15 protein-coding genes and 1 pseudogene are annotated in these 19649 nt (G+C 41.1%); 4 read left to right on the top strand and 12 right to left on the bottom strand.

Annotation, left to right across the window (positions count from 1 at the left end):
• Positions 1 to 129: 129 nt before the first annotated feature.
• From HXT39_RS00480 to HXT39_RS00470, 3 genes are all read right to left on the bottom strand, one after another.
• The gene (locus tag HXT39_RS00480; RefSeq protein ID WP_012914535.1) at positions 130 to 1473 is read right to left on the bottom strand and encodes an ABC transporter substrate-binding protein; all 1344 of its coding nucleotides are present in this window, start codon (positions 1471 to 1473) and stop codon (positions 130 to 132) included.
• A gap of 272 nt (positions 1474 to 1745) precedes the next feature.
• The gene (locus HXT39_RS00475; protein ID WP_102703479.1) at positions 1746 to 3161 is read right to left on the bottom strand and encodes an ABC transporter substrate-binding protein; all 1416 of its coding nucleotides are present in this window, start codon (positions 3159 to 3161) and stop codon (positions 1746 to 1748) included.
• 186 nt (positions 3162 to 3347) lie between these two features.
• Complete coding sequence (locus HXT39_RS00470; protein WP_102703480.1) at positions 3348 to 4058, bottom strand: histidine phosphatase family protein; 711 nt, start codon at positions 4056 to 4058, stop codon at positions 3348 to 3350.
• Positions 4059 to 4227: 169 nt separating this feature from the next.
• On the opposite strand from HXT39_RS00470, the gene HXT39_RS00465 reads away from it, so the two are divergent.
• Together HXT39_RS00465 and HXT39_RS00460 are read left to right on the top strand one after the other, a co-directional pair.
• Positions 4228 to 4683, top strand: coding sequence for a DUF4235 domain-containing protein (locus tag HXT39_RS00465; protein ID WP_004108175.1), 456 nt, complete (start codon positions 4228 to 4230; stop codon positions 4681 to 4683).
• 66 nt (positions 4684 to 4749) lie between these two features.
• Positions 4750 to 5532: a nitroreductase family protein gene (locus HXT39_RS00460; RefSeq protein ID WP_004108178.1), complete on the top strand. Its 783-nt coding sequence runs from the start codon at positions 4750 to 4752 to the stop codon at positions 5530 to 5532.
• A gap of 35 nt (positions 5533 to 5567) precedes the next feature.
• On the opposite strand, the gene HXT39_RS00455 is transcribed toward HXT39_RS00460, so the two are convergent.
• A complete protein-coding gene (locus tag HXT39_RS00455) occupies positions 5568 to 5825 on the bottom strand; it encodes a hypothetical protein (protein WP_076003106.1) in 258 nt (85 codons plus the stop codon).
• 48 nt (positions 5826 to 5873) lie between these two features.
• The gene (locus HXT39_RS00450) at positions 5874 to 7910 is read right to left on the bottom strand and encodes a cation:proton antiporter (RefSeq protein WP_033888413.1); all 2037 of its coding nucleotides are present in this window, start codon (positions 7908 to 7910) and stop codon (positions 5874 to 5876) included.
• A 283-nt stretch (positions 7911 to 8193) separates the two neighbouring features.
• Here HXT39_RS00450 and HXT39_RS00445 point away from each other — a divergent pair, with 283 nt between their 5' ends.
• Entirely contained in the window at positions 8194 to 9720 is a 1527-nt protein-coding gene (locus HXT39_RS00445) for an aminotransferase class I/II-fold pyridoxal phosphate-dependent enzyme (RefSeq protein WP_102703481.1), read from the top strand.
• 115 nt (positions 9721 to 9835) lie between these two features.
• Here the strand turns inward: HXT39_RS00445 and HXT39_RS00440 are convergent, their stop codons facing one another.
• From HXT39_RS00440 to HXT39_RS00415, 6 genes and pseudogenes are all read right to left on the bottom strand, one after another.
• Positions 9836 to 10894, bottom strand: coding sequence for a LacI family DNA-binding transcriptional regulator (locus HXT39_RS00440; RefSeq protein WP_076003108.1), 1059 nt, complete (start codon positions 10892 to 10894; stop codon positions 9836 to 9838).
• A gap of 29 nt (positions 10895 to 10923) precedes the next feature.
• Entirely contained in the window at positions 10924 to 12303 is a 1380-nt protein-coding gene (locus HXT39_RS00435; RefSeq protein WP_004108193.1) for a glycoside hydrolase family 13 protein, read from the bottom strand.
• A 32-nt stretch (positions 12304 to 12335) separates the two neighbouring features.
• Positions 12336 to 13157 (bottom strand): carbohydrate ABC transporter permease, encoded by an 822-nt coding sequence (locus tag HXT39_RS00430; protein WP_004108195.1) that lies wholly within the window; start codon positions 13155 to 13157, stop codon positions 12336 to 12338.
• Positions 13157 to 14062 (bottom strand): carbohydrate ABC transporter permease, encoded by a 906-nt coding sequence (locus HXT39_RS00425; protein ID WP_012914542.1) that lies wholly within the window; start codon positions 14060 to 14062, stop codon positions 13157 to 13159. The genes HXT39_RS00430 and HXT39_RS00425 overlap by 1 nt, the downstream gene beginning before the upstream one ends.
• A gap of 84 nt (positions 14063 to 14146) precedes the next feature.
• Complete coding sequence (locus tag HXT39_RS00420) at positions 14147 to 15418, bottom strand: ABC transporter substrate-binding protein (RefSeq protein ID WP_033888414.1); 1272 nt, start codon at positions 15416 to 15418, stop codon at positions 14147 to 14149.
• Between the two features lie 985 nt (positions 15419 to 16403).
• Positions 16404 to 17411 (bottom strand): annotated as a pseudogene (locus HXT39_RS00415) (alpha-amylase family glycosyl hydrolase); the annotation flags it as partial.
• A 380-nt stretch (positions 17412 to 17791) separates the two neighbouring features.
• Between HXT39_RS00415 and HXT39_RS00410 the strand changes: the two are divergent.
• Positions 17792 to 19054 carry an MFS transporter gene (locus HXT39_RS00410; RefSeq protein ID WP_102703482.1) on the top strand — a complete coding sequence of 421 codons (1263 nt, stop codon included), beginning with the start codon at positions 17792 to 17794 and terminating at the stop codon, positions 19052 to 19054.
• A 44-nt stretch (positions 19055 to 19098) separates the two neighbouring features.
• Here the strand turns inward: HXT39_RS00410 and HXT39_RS00405 are convergent, their stop codons facing one another.
• Complete coding sequence (locus tag HXT39_RS00405) at positions 19099 to 19623, bottom strand: hypothetical protein (RefSeq protein ID WP_102703483.1); 525 nt, start codon at positions 19621 to 19623, stop codon at positions 19099 to 19101.
• Positions 19624 to 19649: the final 26 nt, after the last annotated feature.

Here is a 19649-nt window from a genome sequence, read left to right as displayed (position 1 = left end):
AGAAAATATCGAAATAACAAAATCCGCTAGGACTTAGCACTATAATGTGCCAGTATCCTAGCGGATTTGCTTACGTCACCTTTGCTTGCTTACGTCAGCAGGTATAACGTCTGTTTGTTTATTAATGGATCAGTTGTCATCTTCATGAGCCTGAGAATATTCCTTAGCCCAACCATCCACGAATGCTGTCTTGACCTTATCCCACTTGCCGGTGCCCTGAGCGTACTCAAGCAAAGCGGAGCCAAGGTCGTTCTTCCAGTTATCAGATGGCATTACGGTGAAGTTCCAGCTTACTGGAGTCTTACCAGACTTAGCATCTTCAACGGCTGCTTGAGTCAATGGGTTGTCAGACTTGATATCTGCGAAGCTCTTGAATGGAGTAGTGAAGCCCATCTTCTTAGACAAAGCATCCTTACCAGCATCGGAAGTAAGCAACCACTTCAAGAAGTCCTTAGTTGCCTTCTTGTTAGCGTCAGACGTCTTCTCATTTATGCACCAATAGTTCTCAGAACCAGTTGCCAAGCCTTGCTTCTCTTCGCCCTTAGCACCAATATAAATTGGAAGCATACCAAGGTCTTCAGCCTTCATACCAGCCTTGGAGAGGTCACCCCAAGCCCAAGTACCATTCTGGTAGAACACAGCTTTACCCTGGGAGAACTCAGCATTAGCATCTTCACCAGTCTTGGAACCAATCTTTGTTGCTGGTGTAGTGGAATCAGTAATGTAAAGATCGAAAATCTTCTTATAACCGTCAAGGAAGCTACCCTTTACCTTTGCAGGCTGCTTGGTAACATGATCTTCCTTGAACTCATAGTACAAAGGAAGATTTGCAAGGTGGGTCTTAAAACGCCAATCAGAGCTGGAATCAAAACCAGCAGAAGTAAAGGCGCCTTCAACGCCAAGATCTGACTTGTGCTTTTGAATATCATCTGCAACAGCCTTCAACTTATCGAAGGAGTTGATTTCTTCAGCAGACTTTACCTTAGCATCCTTAAGCTCGGTGTACTTCTTAAGCAAAGCCTTGTTGTAAATCAAGCCGTAGGTTTCCATTGCATATGGAATACCAACAACCTTATCTCCATCCTTCAAAGCAATATCCTTGTTCTGAAGTTGGCTATAAAGCTCAGTATCCTTCAAATCAGCAGTGTAATCCTTCCAGCTTGCGTAACCAACTGGACCGTTGATCTGGAAGAGTGTAGGAGCTTCATTACCCTTGCTGATTTCACTCTTCAAAGACTGCTCATAAGTTCCGGAAGCAGCAGTTTGAACCTTAACCTCAACACCTGTTTTCTTGGTGTATGCCTTAGCTACTTCCTTCCACTGATCTGCAGCTTCTGGCTTAAAGTTCAAGAAGTAAACCTTACCTTTAGCAGAGCTGTCACTTGAGGAGGATCCGCAAGCCGCAAGCGCGCCAAAAGCCATTGCCGAGCAAGCTACCAGTGCAATTGTTGATTTAATTGTACGATTCATCATCGAACCTTTCTCCTATGCCGACAATCCCGTCATTGGACTGCCACACCTCTAGGTGTCCTTATCGACAATATTTATTATGCCTCAACTGCTGCAATATTGCAAACGATAGCATAAGTAAATTGACGCGTGTCATTATAAAAACACCACCCACTAATATATTCGATAAAATTAGCACGTATTTTTGGCAATAATTAAAGGGATTGCACAACAATTTAGCAAACGATTGTGCAACCCCTTGAGGATTATAGTTCAAAACAAATTATTTAATTAAACTAACTCTGCCCATGAGCAATCTTATATTCCTTAGCCCAGCCATCAACAAACGCGGATTTAAGAGTAGCCCATGCCTTATTAGCGCCAATAGAAGTCATACCGTCTTTTGTTGCTTGAGCGTATGTAAGCAAATCAGAGCCAACATCGTCTTTCCAACCGTTAGATGGCATAGTAACAAACACCCACTTAACAGGCAATTTGCCAGGCTTAGCAGTGTAATCAACAGCAGCCTGAACTAGAGGATTTTCTGCTTTAGGGAAACCTTTGAAAGGAGCAGCAAAGCCCATTTTATTAGCTAAAGCATCCTTACCATAATTTGTAGTAAGTAACCAATTAAGGAAGGCATTAGTTGCTTCCTGATTCCGCCTTGAAGCCTTTTTATTAATGCACCAATAATTTTCCGAACCGGTAGCCATGCCTTGTTTCTCTTCGCCCTTAGCACCAATATAAATTGGTAGCATGCCAACATCGTCAGGCTTTATGCCAGCTTTTGAAAGATCACCCCAAGCCCAAGTACCATTCTGGTAGAACACAGCTTTACCAAGAGCAAACTCATAAACAGCATCCTCGCCAGTTTTAGCACTTAACTGGCTTACAGGAGTTGTGGAATCAGAAATATAAAGGTCAAAAATCTTCCTGAAATTATCAACATAGTCGTAATTAATTGACTGAGGCTGACCATTAACGTTATTCTTAACGAATTGATAATACAAAGGCATATTTGCAAGATGCGTCTTAAAACGCCAGTCGGAGCTTAAATCAAAACCTGCGGACGCAAAAGCACCGTCAATACCAAGCTCATCCTTGCGCTTTTGCAAATCGTCTGCAACAGCCTTCAACGCAGCGAAATTAGTTATTTGATCTTCAAAAGATTTGCCGTTTTCTTCTGGCTGCAACTTTGCATCTTTAAGATCCGCATACCTAGCAAGCAAAGCCTTGTTGTAAATCAAGCCGTAATTTTCAGTAACATATGGCACAGCAACCGGCTTACCGTTATCCATAAAAGCAAGATTTTTATTGCTAAGTTGCGTATAAAGAGGGGAATTAGTTAAATCAGCAGTGTAATCCTTCCAGTTAGCGTAGCCAACAGGACCGTTAATCTGGAATAACGTAGGCATGCTATCTGGATTATCTTTATATTTCTCAACTTCGGTTTTAAGTCTCTTTTCATACTGACCGCCAGTTGGCGTAACTATGCTTACTGTAACACCAGTCTGTTTTGTGTATTCTTTAGCAACTTCTTCCCACATAGCAGTAGCTTCAGGCTTCAAGTTGAAGAAAATAACCTTCCCATTAGCAGACCTATCGGCATTTGCGCCAAAAGACTGAGAAAAACCAAAAGCAGTAAACGCACAAGCCGCCAAAACAGCGCAAACCACTAGCGCAATAATCGACTTAACCGAACGACTCATCATCGAACCTTTCCATATACTGCTAACCTCTTACGAACTAACTAATTACTGCTATTGAATACTATTTAAATCACCGTAGTGAACTAATATTACAGCAAACGCAAGACTCAAATATATAAATATCTTTGCAAAAAATTTGCGCAAATCGCACTAAAATATATGGAAATATCTGAAATTTTAAACCGTATTTCAACAATTCCAATGCACAATTACATTGTCGCCTTTATACGTGCCCAACACAGAATAATGCGCGGTATCCATACGAAGAAGTCGCGCAAAATCTGGGTTTACTCCAAGCCAGCGCGCAGTAAGAATACGCAACACATGAGCATGCGCAACAACAAGCACGTCCTTACCTAATTTCAATTTAGGCATTGCCGTATCGATAATCTTTTGAGTACGATCCGAAACCTCTTGCAAGCTTTCTCCAGAAGTCCTGTGCACATCCACTGTCTCTCCACTAGGAAGCACTTCTTTAGCATCACTAACCATGTGAGAAGGAAGAACTTTAGGACCATGTTTCCACACATCCCACGCCTCAACTCCACTTAGTTTAGAAATATCAGCGCGCGTGCGACCCTCAGCAGCACCATAATCCCACTCCAGCGCACTATCGCAAATTGTATACGAAGCAAATCCAGCAAACTGAGCTGTTTGCTGCGCGCGACGAAGCGGGCTTACAAGCACACAATCCTCATCAAAACCTTTTGTGAACACACACTGCAATCTAGCACCAGCCTCTTTTGCTTGCTCAACACCAACTTCAGTAAGAGGCAGATCCGTGCGCCCAGTATGCTGACCAGACACACTCCAAGCGGTTTGACCGTGACGAAGTAACACCAAGCAACCCTGCTTCGAGCATTCTTTCTGAGAGGATTCTTTAGTGCCGTTATTTTGCATAGTCTTCACATTCCTCACCAGCGCCATGTACACACATCGCACTGGACGCCTAGCAGCACGATTGCTTTACGTAAGCATTTCTTAACTTGCAGCCACTTTGCCGCAAATCAAGATTACTGTTCCATGGTACCGCCAAAATTGGTATTTCGTTACCACTAACATAGAAAATATGACGCAATTATCATCGGCTAATACTAAAACTCAACGAAACCATCGTGCGACTCAAGCTACCGTACAACGACTGAATGCAGCAAATCGTAAGATTGATGCGCTTCGCGAGCGCCGATTAAAAAATCCAAATACTTTAGGAGATTCGTTGCTTAAAGCCGCACTTCCGTCTTTTGCAACGTTTATAGCTGGACAGATTGCGCACTTAATATGGGAAAAACATGTTGATACTAGAAAAATCAATTTAAACTCTAATAATCGTCCTAACAATCTTTCTAAAGAAAAAATCACACAAAAGCAACGTGTTAAGCAAGAAGAACCATTGCTAATGTCTCTTGGGTTTGCAGTATTTTCTGCGATTCTTACTACGCTTGTTGGTCGCTTAGTAAGTCACGGAACCTTGTCTTATGTTGCGCGAAGGCAAAGAAAGCGACAGTTTCGAAAAAATAAATTCTAATTTTGAACAAATGAAACTAAATGCAGAAATAATCGAAGAATAAGGAAAGTAAGGAATAAGAATAACGTGCAAAACTTACGTCACAACGAAACTATTGATACTCTACTGAACCGCCGATCTATTCGCGCTTTTTGCAACGAAGCAATTGACGAAGATACAGTCGCGACTCTTGAAACCGTGGCTCAACGCGCTGCTTGCAGCCAGTTTTTGAACGACTGGTCAGCGATTAAAATTACGAATAGCTCAATTAAGCAGAAGCTTTCCGAAATTGGCAATCAAACATATATTGCTACAGCTCCGCTGTTGTACGTTTTTATTATTGACCAGCACAGAAACGCTGCAATTGCACAAAAAAATGGCATCGATACAGGCAGCGACGAATTTATGCTTAAAACTCGTTACCGCTTTACTCAAGCTCAAAACGACGTCATTTTGGCACTTCACACCATGGAAACTGCCGCGGAATCTTTGGGTCTTGGTTGCGTAATCCTCGGTTCAATTTTGAACAGTAGAACTCAGCTTATTGATATTTTGAATTTGCCTGAATACACGTATCCCGTGCTCGGCTTGGCAATTGGTAAGCCTGCACAAAATCCGGAATTAAAGCCGCGCATGAGTACTAGCATGCAGATTTTTGAAAACACTTACCCTGCTGACGATGCTGAATTACTAGAGAATCTTGCCGATTTCGACAATCGCGTGCATCAATATTACGATTTGCGAAATACTAGCAGACCGGTTGACGCTTTCAGCGCGCAAATTCTTGCTATAGCAGCAGACGATATTGCCAAAAAACACGAAGCAGAAGATGTTGAGCAGGTTGCAAGGCAAGGTTTTAATGTTGCATAAGATTTAACACCGTTTTAATTTAGTGCCGTTTTAACTTAACGCCGTCTTGGCTTGTACCCGCGCTTTCTAGATTTAGGCTTCGTGCTTGCGGATGGCGAGCGCATATCGGAATACATGCGATTTACCGGGTTTTTATGCGTCAAATGCCAGCAACCACAATATTCACAAGCATAAACCCATAACTGTGTTCCACGCTCTCGCAAACTTTGCTCCGCTGCCATAAGAGCCTGCCCTTTATTCTTGTACATGATTTTTTGGGTAGATTCGCAGCGCCTCGGAGTAAAGAAATACATAGCTTTTATGGTAGCAAACCGCTTAACAGTTTATGATACGTCCAATAATTACATATCCACGTTAGCATCAACGTTCATAACGTACACGTTATTGCGCAATTGCCGCTCTTGCATTCGCGTAATATCCCCATCTTCGTACATGTCATGAATTATACGTAACTCTATTGCGTAACTTTCACGCTTTACTTCTTCAATATTTTCGATTAAACGCACGCTCAAGCTCACATTAGGTCTAGAACGCAACAATCGTTCAACACTCCTGTACTCGCGCAAAAGTGCAGAACAGTACTCAGCTGCGTATTCCTGATTGCTCATGACATTATATAGTCGTTCAATAACGTGCTGAATAACTTCAATATGCAACTGACGAATATGCACAAAAATAACGTCTTCTTGTAAGAGTGGAGCTGTTCTGCGAATCATATTACTTACTCGCATTATGACTGTTCCAATACGACGCTGTAATGCTCTTAACCTTCCGCGAACATGCCACATGAGGGTTCCCAACTGCCTATCAGTGTGAATGTGACGTAAAGAATTCATAATTTGATCCAACAGACGCTCACAAGCTTCAACCTCCAGCAATTCCTGTTTCGATAAAGAACAAGCTTGCTTCAGCTTACGCAAACGCTGCTTAATATAATCTTTTTCCCAGTTAAGAGTTTCAATGCGCAAATCCAAATATTCTTTGGAGTCTCTATGCCCAATATTTTGCTTTAAACGTTCAATTCGTTCGGTATAAGAGTCAACAACAGACAATACTGCACGACGATTTTCGTTAGTAATACTAGAGGTTAATTCTTCAACCGTACGTCTAAGCACTTCAATGGCAATAGGAGTAACTTCCTCAAGTTCAGTATCGTTCTTTTTGGGAGAAATCATGGGTAACAAGAAGTTCGCCATAAGTAGCGTAACCACGATCACTACTCCCGATATAAAAATAAGTTCATTCCTAAGTGGAAACTTCACCGGTAATGTGAACATTAACGCTAAAGTTAAGGTTCCTTTTGCTCCACCTAAAGTCATAATTACAGCAGATTTTAATCCGCCTGTTAATTGGAATTGAGAAGATCTTGCGATGCGAACCATGGTGACCATCCATAAGAACCTCATGCCAACAACCGCAAGCAACGTTACAGCAATAATAGCCACAAGCAACAGGTTATTAACACCATAATCATTCCAACTTGAACTTACAACTTTTGGCAAAGCAATGCCAAGAAGAACAAAAACTGCACCATTCAGCCCAAACGAAAGAACACTCCACACGCTATTGGCAACAATATTAGTGCGCGAAACATTCGGACCTACTCCAGAACGATCAAATCTTGCTAGTAATCCTGCGGTAACTAACGCTAGCATTCCAGAAGCGCCAACACCTTCAGCACCCATGTAGAGCAGGAACGGCAAAAATAGTTCCATTAATATTCTTGTTTTTGTAGTTTCCCAACCTAAAGATCTAATCTTTTCAAAAAGCCAGTTTGCAGCTAATCCTACAAATACGCCAATTGCAATTCCACCAAAGAATTTTGATGCAAAACTGCTTAGTGCTGGCGTGATATCGAAAACACCAGACGCAGCAACAAGAACTGCAAACTGGAAGCCTACGATTCCGGACGCATCATTAAACAGTGATTCACCCTGTAGTACGCTAAATTGTTTGTCAGTAAGCGATACTTCATGACTTAACGCACTTACTGCCACAGCGTCAGTCGGTCCCAAAGCTGCCCCTAACACAGCTGCAGCGGCAATCGGTATAAATGACCATATTGCAGGTAAAAGCACAGCAACTGCGACCATAGTTGCCAGTACTAAACCAACAGCAAGAGTTGCTGAGTATTTAAATGAAGACAATAACGCTAACTTATTTATCTCACGCGATTCAAAATAAATTAAAGGCGCAACAATTACGATCATAAAAAGCTCTGGATCGAGAGTAACGTTTGGGAAGAAAGGCAGTTCTGAAGCTATAACACCCATGGTTATCTGCACAAGCGGCACTGAAACTCTCGGTATAAAACGTTCCAAGAATGATGACAGCACTACAACCGCCATGATGTACAGAATTAGCTCAAAAACTGGCATACTATTATAACTTCCTCTGTTTATTTACCTTATTTTTCAGCTTATCGAAACATGGCAACTAATATAAAATCTATTGAAATGCAAAATAATTTAAAAATAAAGAGGAACTTGTTCAAAAGTTCAATATAAATTCAAAATAAATTCAATTTTTACTTTGCAAAATACAAATTTGCGCGTAAAATCATCACTAAAAATATAAATAGTTCAATTTAATACTTATATTTTGAACTTTGCTATAAACTTGTTCAATTTATAAATGCCGATTTTACAAGAAAGACAGATTATGGCACAGAATTTTGCTGATGAGCTTAAAAAAGCTATGAAGCGTAAGGGGTACAAGCAGATTGACGTAATCGAGCTTGCAGCAAAAAACGGTCATAAACTTGGTAAAAGCCAGTTAAGCCAGTATTTAAGCGGCAAAACCGAGCCTCGCAAAGACGTACGTAACATGCTAGCTGAAATTCTTGGAATCAGCAGCGACGGAATCAAAGGCGGTCATTCTTGTGCAAAAATCGAGCAAAACTGCCAGTCTGCAGAAGAACCACAATTAAATCAGCCACAGCTTACAGAAGCTGAACTTTCCCAAACACTCAAACATAGAACCTTCAACAAATCAACCAAACTCGAGCACGTGCTTTATGACGTTCGCGGCCCAGTTGTTGAAGAAGCAAACCGCATGGAAGCGAACGGAACGCATATTCTAAAGCTCAACATTGGAAATCCTGCGCCTTTCGGATTCCGCGCTCCAGACGAAGTGATTTACGACATGCAACAGCAGCTTATTGACTGCGAAGGCTACTCGGATAGTCGTGGACTTTTCTCCGCTCGCAAGGCGATTATGCAATACGATCAGCTTAAGGGCATTCCAGGCGTGCAAATGGAAGATATTTACACTGGAAACGGAGTTTCCGAGCTGATTAATCTTTCTATGCAAGCGCTGCTTGATTGCGGCGACGAGATTCTTATCCCAAGCCCGGACTATCCTCTGTGGACTGCGTGCGCGAGCCTGGCCGGCGGCACTCCTGTGCACTACACGTGTGACGAAAAGTCGCATTGGTACCCAGATATTGCCGATATTCGCTCTAAAATCACGCCTCGCACTAAAGCAATCGTGATTATTAACCCAAATAATCCTACGGGTGTGCTGTATAGTCGCGAAGTTTTGGAAGAGATTGTTAAGATTGCGCGCGAGTTTAATTTGATTATTTTTGCAGACGAGATTTACGACCGTCTTGTTATGGACGGCAAGAAACATATTTCGATTGCTTCTCTTGCTCCAGACGTGTTCTGCGTAACTTTTAGCGGACTTTCTAAGTCGCATATGATTGCTGGCTTCCGTATTGGTTGGATGAGTCTTTCGGGAGATAAATCCAAGGCTCGCGACTACATTATGGGACTTAACATGCTGTCTAATATGCGCTTGTGCTCTAACGTTCCTGCGCAGTCAATTATTCAGACTGCTTTGGGCGGATACCAGAGCGTTGAAAAGTATTTGGAACCAGGCGGACGCGTGTATGAGCAGCGCGAGTATTGCTATAACGCGCTTCAAGAGATGGATGGCGTAAGCGTTGAGCGACCAGACGCTGCTTTCTACATGTTTGTAAAGCTCGATCCAAGTCGATACAACATTCACGACGATGAACAGTTTGCTCTTGATTTGCTACGCAATCAGAAGTTGCTGATTGTGCACGGCAAAGGCTTTAATTGGCAGACTCCGGGCTACTTCCGCGTAGTCTACTTGCCGCGCTTGCAAACGCTTCGTGACGCAATGGGCAAACTCTCTAACTTCCTCTCCTACTATCGCCAGTAGAAAAAATAATTTTTATATAAACAAAAAAATTATGCATATAGTGCCACGCTAAAAAAACTTAACGTGGCACTATATTTTTCATAGGAGGAAGGAATCAAAGTATTTACTACGCAGCCTATTCTCTTATAGATGCTGCTGGGCCAATTGACTCACGCAGCAGCACAGTAATAGGTAGACATACGTGACGGGATGATGCTCGTTCATACCCAGCATTCAAAGTCTCTACTATATATTCAGCAGCTAAACGTCCTTTAGTTGTAACAGGCTGTTTAACTGTTGTCAACGGTGGATTACTACATGCAGACTCATCTAGATCATCAAAACCTGTAACAGAAATATCACGTGGGATTTGCAAACCAAACTGTCTAGCAGCATCCATTACTCCAAACGCAATAACATCACTAAAACAGATGAATGCAGTTGGCAATACAGAATTATTTTGTTTTATTTGCGCAAAAGCTTCTTTTCCTCCAGTACGAGTACATGGCACTTCAATAACATTTTTCTTATCGACCAGTGGGGCTATTCCATTCTCTTCTAAAGCAGAAATCACACCATCAATACGGCGACGAATTGTTCCATGCCAAGAAAGATACCCATCATCATTGCCTGATTCTGGAGAAATCACCACAAAATTGCGATGGCCCAATGAAATAAGATGCTCAGTTAATTCCTTCATAGCGCGCGTCTCATCAATATTGATACTTGGAGCCTGACTATGCACCTCACTGTCAACAATAACAAATGGCTTTCCTTGCTGCATAAGAGCTTCAACTTCACCACGATCTTCTTCTAAACCAGTTACTATAAAACCGTCAACTGCAGCATAAGGAATTGCTTTTAACATAGAATTACGAAGTGGAGGCACTAAAAGAAGCGTCAGTCCCTCTCGCTCACAGATTTGCCCAATACCTTGAATAAATTCCGAATAGTATGGATTTTCTAGCACTCGCCCTAATTGCTGTGGTAGTAACAATCCCAAACTATTTGTCTTTTGAGTTCGCAGCATATAAGCAACAGGATTACGCACATATCCTAGTTCCTTTGCAACTGAAAATATGTGTTCTACAGTTTCTGATGATAAGCGATCAGGAGTATTATACGCAAAGGAGACAGCAGATTTAGAGACACGCGCTGCATCAGCAATATCCTGCATTGTAATTTTCTTTCCCATGTCTCACACTTCTTACTTCTACATTATTTTTACTGTTGAGCTTGCAATACAATCATAGAATTATCTTTATTGGGGCGCCAACTATTTCCAACAGTTACACCATTTATAATTCGCCAATTATGATTTTGCAATTGTTGAGGTAGCTTCGATGAATTATATTCTACCAAATTATTACGTGAAATAATCATCAAAAGAGATTCTTCCTTATGCTCTCGAGAAATAATGACAGTATCTTCGTCAACAGCGTAACAACTTTGCGTGCCTCTTCGCAACGCAATATGATCACGCCGCAATGCATTTAATTGAACAATTGTACGGAATATTTCAGCATTTGCATCAAGACTATCCCACTGCATACCAGAACGGCACCCTGGATCATTATCGCCAACCATACCAAGCTCATCACCGTAATAAATCATTGGAGCACCTTCGCAGGCAAACATGCAATAGTACGCGGTTATGCAATCCTCAGTATTATTTTGATGCGCAGTTAAAACACGCTCAGTATCGTGGCTACCCAACAAATTCATCATTCCATGGTGATATCCATACGGTATGCGCTCCTGCAAACGGTTAATACCGTTAACAAAATCGTATGCATTGAATCGCTTTGTCGCAGTAAAACCTAAAACTAAATCACGCAGAGTATAATTCATTGTGCTATCAGTAGTGTCTCCTTGCAACCATTGAGCAGGGTCTCTCCACTCTTCAGCTATCAAACATAATTCCGAATTTTTTGCTTTAACAACTTGCCTAAAGTCCTGCCAAAATTCTGGATAAATAAAATATGGAACGTCAAGACGATAACCATCGATACCTTGATCAATCCAATATCTTGCAACATTAAAATGATGCTCACGCACCTTTGGATTAAACACATTCCACTTCGGTAGATATTCACAACCAGAACAGGTTTTATAATTAGGCACAGGCAATGACTTAACTGGAAAGTTTTTCACTGAAAAATAATTCACATATTCTGAATTCTCTTCATTTTTAACAACATCTTGAAACATCCAATGAGTTTTACCACAATGATTTAAAACTGCATCTAGTACTATACGTATATTCCGCTTATGCGCTTCATCTACCAATGTATGAAAATCTTCAAGCGTTCCTAAAAGTGGATCGATTTTGAAATAATCGTTTGCATCATAACGATGATTTGTTGCAGCAGAAAAAATTGGATTCAAATAGAGCGCGTTGCACCCTAAATCATGAATATAATCAAGTTTTTCTGTAATTCCAGCAATATTACCGCCTAAGAAATTCTCACGCGTAGGCTCAGCATCCCATGGATCAAGCGGCACATGACCTTCAGTTAGCATACCGTAGCCTTCACAACGATGGAAACGATCAGGAAAAATCTGATAAAATCTTGCATCAGGCAACCACTGTGGTATAGACATAATAAACCCCATCCTTAATATTTCTACAATTTCTAATCTTTCATACCCGTATTTGCAATTCCTCTAACGAGCGCACGTTGGAAGAAAAGGAACACAATGATACTTGGTATTGTTGCAGTCAAAGTTCCTGCCATCAAATAATTCCAAGAGGTTCCATAACGCCCTACGAAGGATGCTAAACCAATCTGGATTGTACGAGTTTCATCCGTATTCGTAACCAATAACGGCCAAAGGAAATCATTCCACGCAAAGAGAAAACTGAAAATACCAAGCGTCGCAAACGCTGGATATGACAATGGAACAATCAGTTTGAAGAATATTCCAAACCTGCCACAACCGTCAATGCGCGCTGCCTCATCAAGCTCTCGAGGAATTGTTGCAAAATATTGGCGAAGTAAAATAATGCCAAACACATCTGCAAGTCTAGGAACAACCAAAGCATACAGCGTATCAACCCACCCCAAATTAGCGACTATCTCATAGGACGGAATAACAATCACAAAATTAGGAATCATCAATGCAGAAAGCAGCAGAATGAATATTGTTTTCTTCAAAGGAAATTCTAAGCGCGCAAAAGCGTAGGCAGCAAAGGCATCAAATATTAAATGTCCTACAACAATTCCTACTGTCATCAATAGCGTATTCCAGTAATATTGTGCAAACGGCGCAGCTTGCCAAGCGTGAATATAGTTTTCCCAATGCCATGATGTGGGAAAAATTGAAGTATTCGTGTATGTTTCAGCACGCATTTGCAAAGAAGTAGTGAACATCCACAAAAATGGAATGATTACTGTTGCTGAACCTAAAATCAGAATCGCATGACGCGCCAAACGCGACCATAATGATGATTTCATTATTCTTCTCCTTGTGCTCCAGAAACTTTCCATTGAACCATCGTCACGCCTAGCACTAGCGCAAGTGTAATAAACGCTATTGCTGTTCCATAGCCAAAATCACCAAGCTTGAACGCATCCCGATACATCATCATGCCAAGCACTTCCGTGCCTCCGCGAGGCCCACCACCCGTGAGCATGTATGCAAGGTCGAAGGATTGGAAGCTCGTCACCAATGCCTGAACTACTACAAAAAACGTCATTGGAGACAGCAATGGGAAAGTAATCTTCCATAATTTTTGCCACCCAGTAGCTCCATCTAATGCAGCCGCTTCATACACACTTTTTGGCAATGCTTGTAACGCAGTTAAATACAAAATAGCGTTAAAACCAATATTTTTCCACACGGTCAAAAGAATTAATGCAATAAGCGCAAGCCAGCGATTTTGTAACCAATCTGGTCCGTGTATATTGAATTTCATCAACACACTGTTCACGAATCCAGAAGGATCGAGCATATATTTCCACACAATGGCTGCAGCCACAGAAGATGTAACCACTGGAAGGAAGTAAATACTACGATAAATACTCCTACCTCGTATAGGTGCATCAAGCAAAAGCGCGAGCAACAATCCAGTCAGCACACTTAATACACATACACCAGCAGCATAAATAATTGTTACCATTAAGCTGTTGAAAAACTCAGGATCTTGGAAAAGACGAGCATAGTTTTCCAAGCCAATAAATTTCTTTTCTGGAGAGAATCCATCCCACGATGTTAGTGAAATATATACAGCAGACAACACAGGGTACAGCACGAAACCACCAATAATAAGCACTGCTGGCAACAAGAATACCGCAGCACAAATTACCTGATCTTTCTGGTAGTGCCTGTGCGCAGACTTGAGAAAATGACGTTTTTTCATTACATACTCCTTGATGCAAAGAACTCCGATAGCTGAGCCAACTTTATTTCATTCGACCCAGCTATCGGCACAGTATTTATGCAATCAGCCTTTGGCAATCACGTCGTTTACTGCCTTTTCAGCATTCGCAAGCGCTTCGTCAACACTCTGCTCTCCAGCGAAAGCCTTCTCCACAGCCTTTGCAAATTCGAAGGAAATCTTTGGATACAATGGCGTATTTGGACGTGTATGAGCAATCTCCATTTGTTCCACAAACGGAATTAAACGAGGCTGTTCCTTCTTAACCCAATCCAAATACTTATCAGACTTTGCAACACTCTTCGTTACAGGAAGCATGCCAGTCTTTTGCGACCACTTGATCACCTGTTCTGGCTGCAAGAACCAATTCAAGAACTCGCCAGCAGCCTTGGCACGAGCGTCAGAATTGTGGAAGACGATTGCTTGTTCACCACCGAGATTGGTTGCCTCCTTACCATCCTTTGGATGAGGGGCTTTTGCTACACCGAAATCAAATGGTGGATCTGGCGCCCAGATGCCAACCATCCAGCTACCTTCCTGAGCAGAACCACCCTTGCCCTTTTCAAATTCGCCCCACTTAGCATATGGGCTCACGCCGCTCTTGATGAGATCCATCCAGAAGTTCATAGCCTTCTTGCCTTCTGGCGTATTGAATGCAGCCTTAGAATTATCCTTCGTCAAGAATTCGCCGCCAGCTTGCCACAAGTTGACCTGGAAGTTCCAAGTTAAACCTTCGCCGTTATCTCCTGCTTGAGTAAGCAAATCATACCCTGGCTTGCCCGTCTTTTCCTTGATTGTCTTGGCAACTTTCTTCAACTCATCCCATGTTTGCGGTGGCTTGTTAGGATCTAACCCAGCTTCTTTATAAACATCCTTGTTGTACATGTACGCAAGATTATTGGCAGTCACTGGCACAGAAACTTGTTTGCCGTCAATATGACCATAGTCAATCAATGCAGGAGTCACATCATCGAGCGTTTTCGAGCTGATAACCTTAGAAAGATCAGTCAAATTGCCCATTTTTGCAATCTGTGGCACCCATACCAAATCACTTATAGAAATATCTGGCAAGCTCTTCGACGAAGCCGATGCACGAAGCTTCGTCATAAAATCAGAATTCGGGACGCTCGCAGTCTTAATCTTAATATTTTTATGCGAAGCATTAAAATCCTTCACCATTGCATCAAAGGTATCGGCGTTAGCGCCATCCCAATAATGCCAAATGGTAAGCGATGTTGCACCATTAGCGTCGGACGATTTCGTACTACCGCACGCACTTACGCTAACAATCATTGCAGCAGCACCAATCAGTGCACATATTTTTGTAAGTTTCTTCATTGTAACCTTCTTTTTATATTCATACGTTAACTTGCACTCATTTTGCATTTAGAAAATGGATGACGAACGATTCTCTAAAGCATCAGAAAACAAACTAATAATTTTTTTATTCTTTGTTGTATGACTACATAACAAGCAAACAGTTTTTTAATTGCCACAAACACTGGCTCATATAAATCTACATGTCATGTTCATACAGACACCAAAATCAAAAATGCATGCTTGTTTCTACCTCCTCCCCTCCAACTCCGAAGGCATTATCTTTAGACACCCACTGTTTGTCATCAAGCAATGCCTTAAATTGGAACTTTTTACCTTTAGGTATTCTTTCCATTTCAAATTCCCATATGTCGTTACCCAAATAATGACATGCACGACCATAATTCCAAGAAAGTGGATAAGTATCTCCTCTTACAGTTAGCGAATGACCTAAAGGAACATTCGCATGAACCATAATCTTCGTAAGATTCCGACGAACTGGGTGATACTCAGAAGTAGACGTCTCTGCGGCAAAAATAGCGACATCATGCGAAGATAACAGCACCTTAATCTGTTTACCGGTTACCCCTCCTGGCACAACAGTTGCTTTACGATTCGTATTCATCATATCTGTCAAAACAGTTCCTACAGAGATATGACTTTCTGCTCTAAGAGGTATAGTAACCATCTTTTCACCCCAAGTATTATGAGCAACTGTAATAACCTCATCGCTATTATCCTTGGCCATACGAGAGAAAGCATACACATCTTTGGCAGACCACATCTCAAGTTGACGACCTGTCCTCAATGAAGTGTGCTTACGACGAATCTCTGTTAATCGTTTAATATGCTGGTATAACGGAGATTTAGTGTTAAACGATTTCATATCTTTACGATTATCCTTATTTGCAATAGGGACTTCTGAACCATTGCCATTACCGTCATCAGCCTGTTCAGTGCCATAATAAATAATCGGCAAACCACGGGTAGTCATCATAAACGACAAGGCAGAACGTAAACGTTGATAATCATCATTTGCCCAAGTCAAAAACCTTGCTCTGTCATGATTATCAATAAATGTCTCTAATTGGTTTGGATTCCTATATTTCGTATCCTGCGAAAATAGCTTCCCTAAGTCACGCATATCCGTGTCTGCTGAAAAAGTTCTACGCACAGTGAAGAAATAAGGAAAATCTAATGCACCCCATTCGTAGTTTTGGTAATCAGCAACATAATCAACATCACCAACAAATATTTCTCCAAATGATGGAACCCCAACTTCTTTCTCAAATTTCTTTAACCAAGGTTTCGGGATAGAACGAGCAGCATCTACTCTCATTCCATCAAAGCCCATATCAATCCAATCTTTATATGTCTTAATAAGATATTTAGAGACTTGCGGATTAGACTGATCAAGATCATCTAAACCACCAAGATCACATTGCTCTATATCAGACTGCGATTCAGTATTATCGAATTTACAATCACCAAAATGATGATAAAATGCTGGATTATTCAAAAACCCTTCTGGATGATATGCCCCATTATATTTACGAGCATAAGCATCAAGATAGTCTGACGTGTGATTTGGCACAACATCGAGAATCATCTTTAATCCACGATTATGAGCTTCATTAATAAGCCTTTGCAAATCAGCTCTACTACCAAAATGTTTATTTGGTGTTGCAAAATCTTTAGTGAAATAACCATGATAGCTTGCTTCTTTACCGTCTTTTGACAACGGTTCTTGTTCAGACACAGGAGAAATCCAAATTGCAGTAACACCCAACCCTGCTATATAGTCCAAATGATTAGTTAGACCTTTCCAGTCGCCACCATGATAAAAACCTAAATCATTAGGGTTATATTCACCATGACCAAAATCATTGTTGGATGAATCACCATCCGCAAATCTATCAACTAAGACTTGATAAATAACATCACCTTCTTCCAATGGTCGCACACTATGAGCAGTGTTCGCAAAAGCAGAAGTAGGTGAATTAAAAAGTAACATTAAACTAATAAAAAATGAAACTATAAAAAATAAAAACCTACGCATAAATGCGCTAAACTTCATCGCTCGAGAGTTCATTTCAGTCTCCTTTGAACCGTAATGTTAAACTCTTGTAAATCAATTTACTACATTGTTAAACAAACGTCAATCCCTTAAAATAATTACATGTTATCTACTTGCTACGCTTGCAAACACTTCGTGACGCAATGGGCAAACTCTCTAACTTCCTCTCCTACTATCGCCAGTAGCCGCAGCCCCTGCCTATAAACAGCAATAAAACACTAATTTCACTCGCAGTCCAGAAAAAGGTGTATATCAATAGGCATATATCATTCAGAATATGAAAGACATTCATAACATGAAAGAAAAAAGAGAAGGAAATGAACGCTGCGGCACGAATTCGCACGACTCTTATTATATCCGTTTTATCGCTTAATGCTTTTCTTTTAACAAGCTGTAGATTTGGCGTGAGTCTATATCTTTTAATGCATGTTGACTTATCTCACGCAGCACTTAACGCAGTGTCCGTAGCACTTATGACCTGCATAGCAGCACCACTTGGCGGCATTATCGCAGATAAATATCCACCAACTAGATTGTTTATAGCTCTAACGTTCTGCTTTGCCTTGCTGTGCACTGGATATGGTTTCGCTTTAGTAGCACAGCATAACCTTATTGCTATTATGGTTACGCTACTCGGCATAATATTCGGGTTCTTTACTGCATTTTCTTCACCTAATCAAAAAGTATTGATGGCGTATAGTGTACCAACTGGCGAAAAAACCAAATTTTTAGCAAGCATGCGCATGTGGATTAATCTCAGCAGGCTTGCTGCACCTGCAATCACTGGCATATTTGTTGATATATGCAATCCTCTCATTTTCTTTACGAGCATTGCTATTGTGATGATATTAGCGGCGCTACCTCTACTGTTAGTTAATCTAAACCAGCAAGCACAAAATAGCGCAAACAATACGAAAACAGGAAGCAATAAAACTGCTGGTTTTGCAGCCTCTCTACACTATATGAAATCTACACCATGGTTAATAGTCTTAGGAGCAGTATCAGCATTACAATCTGGATCATGGCTTGCTGCATTTAGACTAATGGGAGCACACCATTGTCTCACGCTTTTTCATTCGGCATCCACATGGGGATCAATAGTCAGCATATTTAACATTGGCATGATTGTAGGTTCAGTATTATGCAAATATATTGTGCTACATTATGAGATTTTATACTCCATTTTATTACCTGGATTCCTTTCTATTCCTTTACTTATTTTCGCACTTAATAATTGGATTGCTCTTTTTCTTTGCTCTGCTTTCATTGCAGGTATTATTTTTGACGCCACTATTGTCTATGGGCAAACAGCTCTTCTCGACGGCATACCAACACGCATTCTCGGCGCAACTACTACTTTTACTTCTATTATGGAGCAATGCGGCATTATCGTAGGGTATGCAAGCGTACTAGCATGGGGAAATCTAAATTCATCATTATTCATAATGATTGCTTCTGGCGTAATACTTATTTCAACAGGTATAGCCTTATGGATTATTCAAGCTCGTAAACAAACATACCCATCAATGCTTACCAAAGATTATTGGACACCATCAACATGGGTAAAAAGAAGCATATAACAAGCCATTTAGCGCGACAGCGCAACAAAGCTATACAAATGCAATTACATCACAGGACAATTAGTTTGCACATCCTGTTGGAATCCTGATGGATCTCCAAGTTTTGCTTTACGCATGTGCTCTTTGAAAAAGTTTCGCGTTGCATCATCACAACGATCTGGACCCATAAACGGCATGCTAGGCACTTTTTCAAGCTCATGCAAAGCTTTACTTGCCGCTTGTTCATCACTAGCATACGTGTCTAGCCATTGCCGCTCCCAAGCACACTGATAATAATTAGATGCTTGCGTATCGCCATATCCACTCTGGAACTGACTGTCTTTTTCTTCTCCAACCAAGTTTGCAGGAGCTTTATATTTTTCAGGCCAACTAAGCTTTGCCACAGATTCCTGATATTCCTTCTCTATATGAGCAAAATCAACAATCTCTCTAGGCGAACTATTTTGCGAGCGCGCGCCACCCATACCACTCGCATTATTGTTGTCTACTCCTCCACAAGCATTGAACATAAGAAGCGCACTAAGCACACCAACAATAAGAGTTGCTTTACCAATAGTATGATTATTCATTATTCCTTCTTTCTTATTTTTTGAAA

This window comes from Gardnerella sp. DNF01159, from assembly GCF_049244215.1.
In the GTDB taxonomy this organism is placed as follows: Bacteria; Actinomycetota; Actinomycetes; order Actinomycetales; family Bifidobacteriaceae; genus Bifidobacterium; species Bifidobacterium swidsinskii.
Note: the sequence above shows the minus strand (reverse complement) of the source record. Positions and strands in the feature narration are given on the sequence as shown.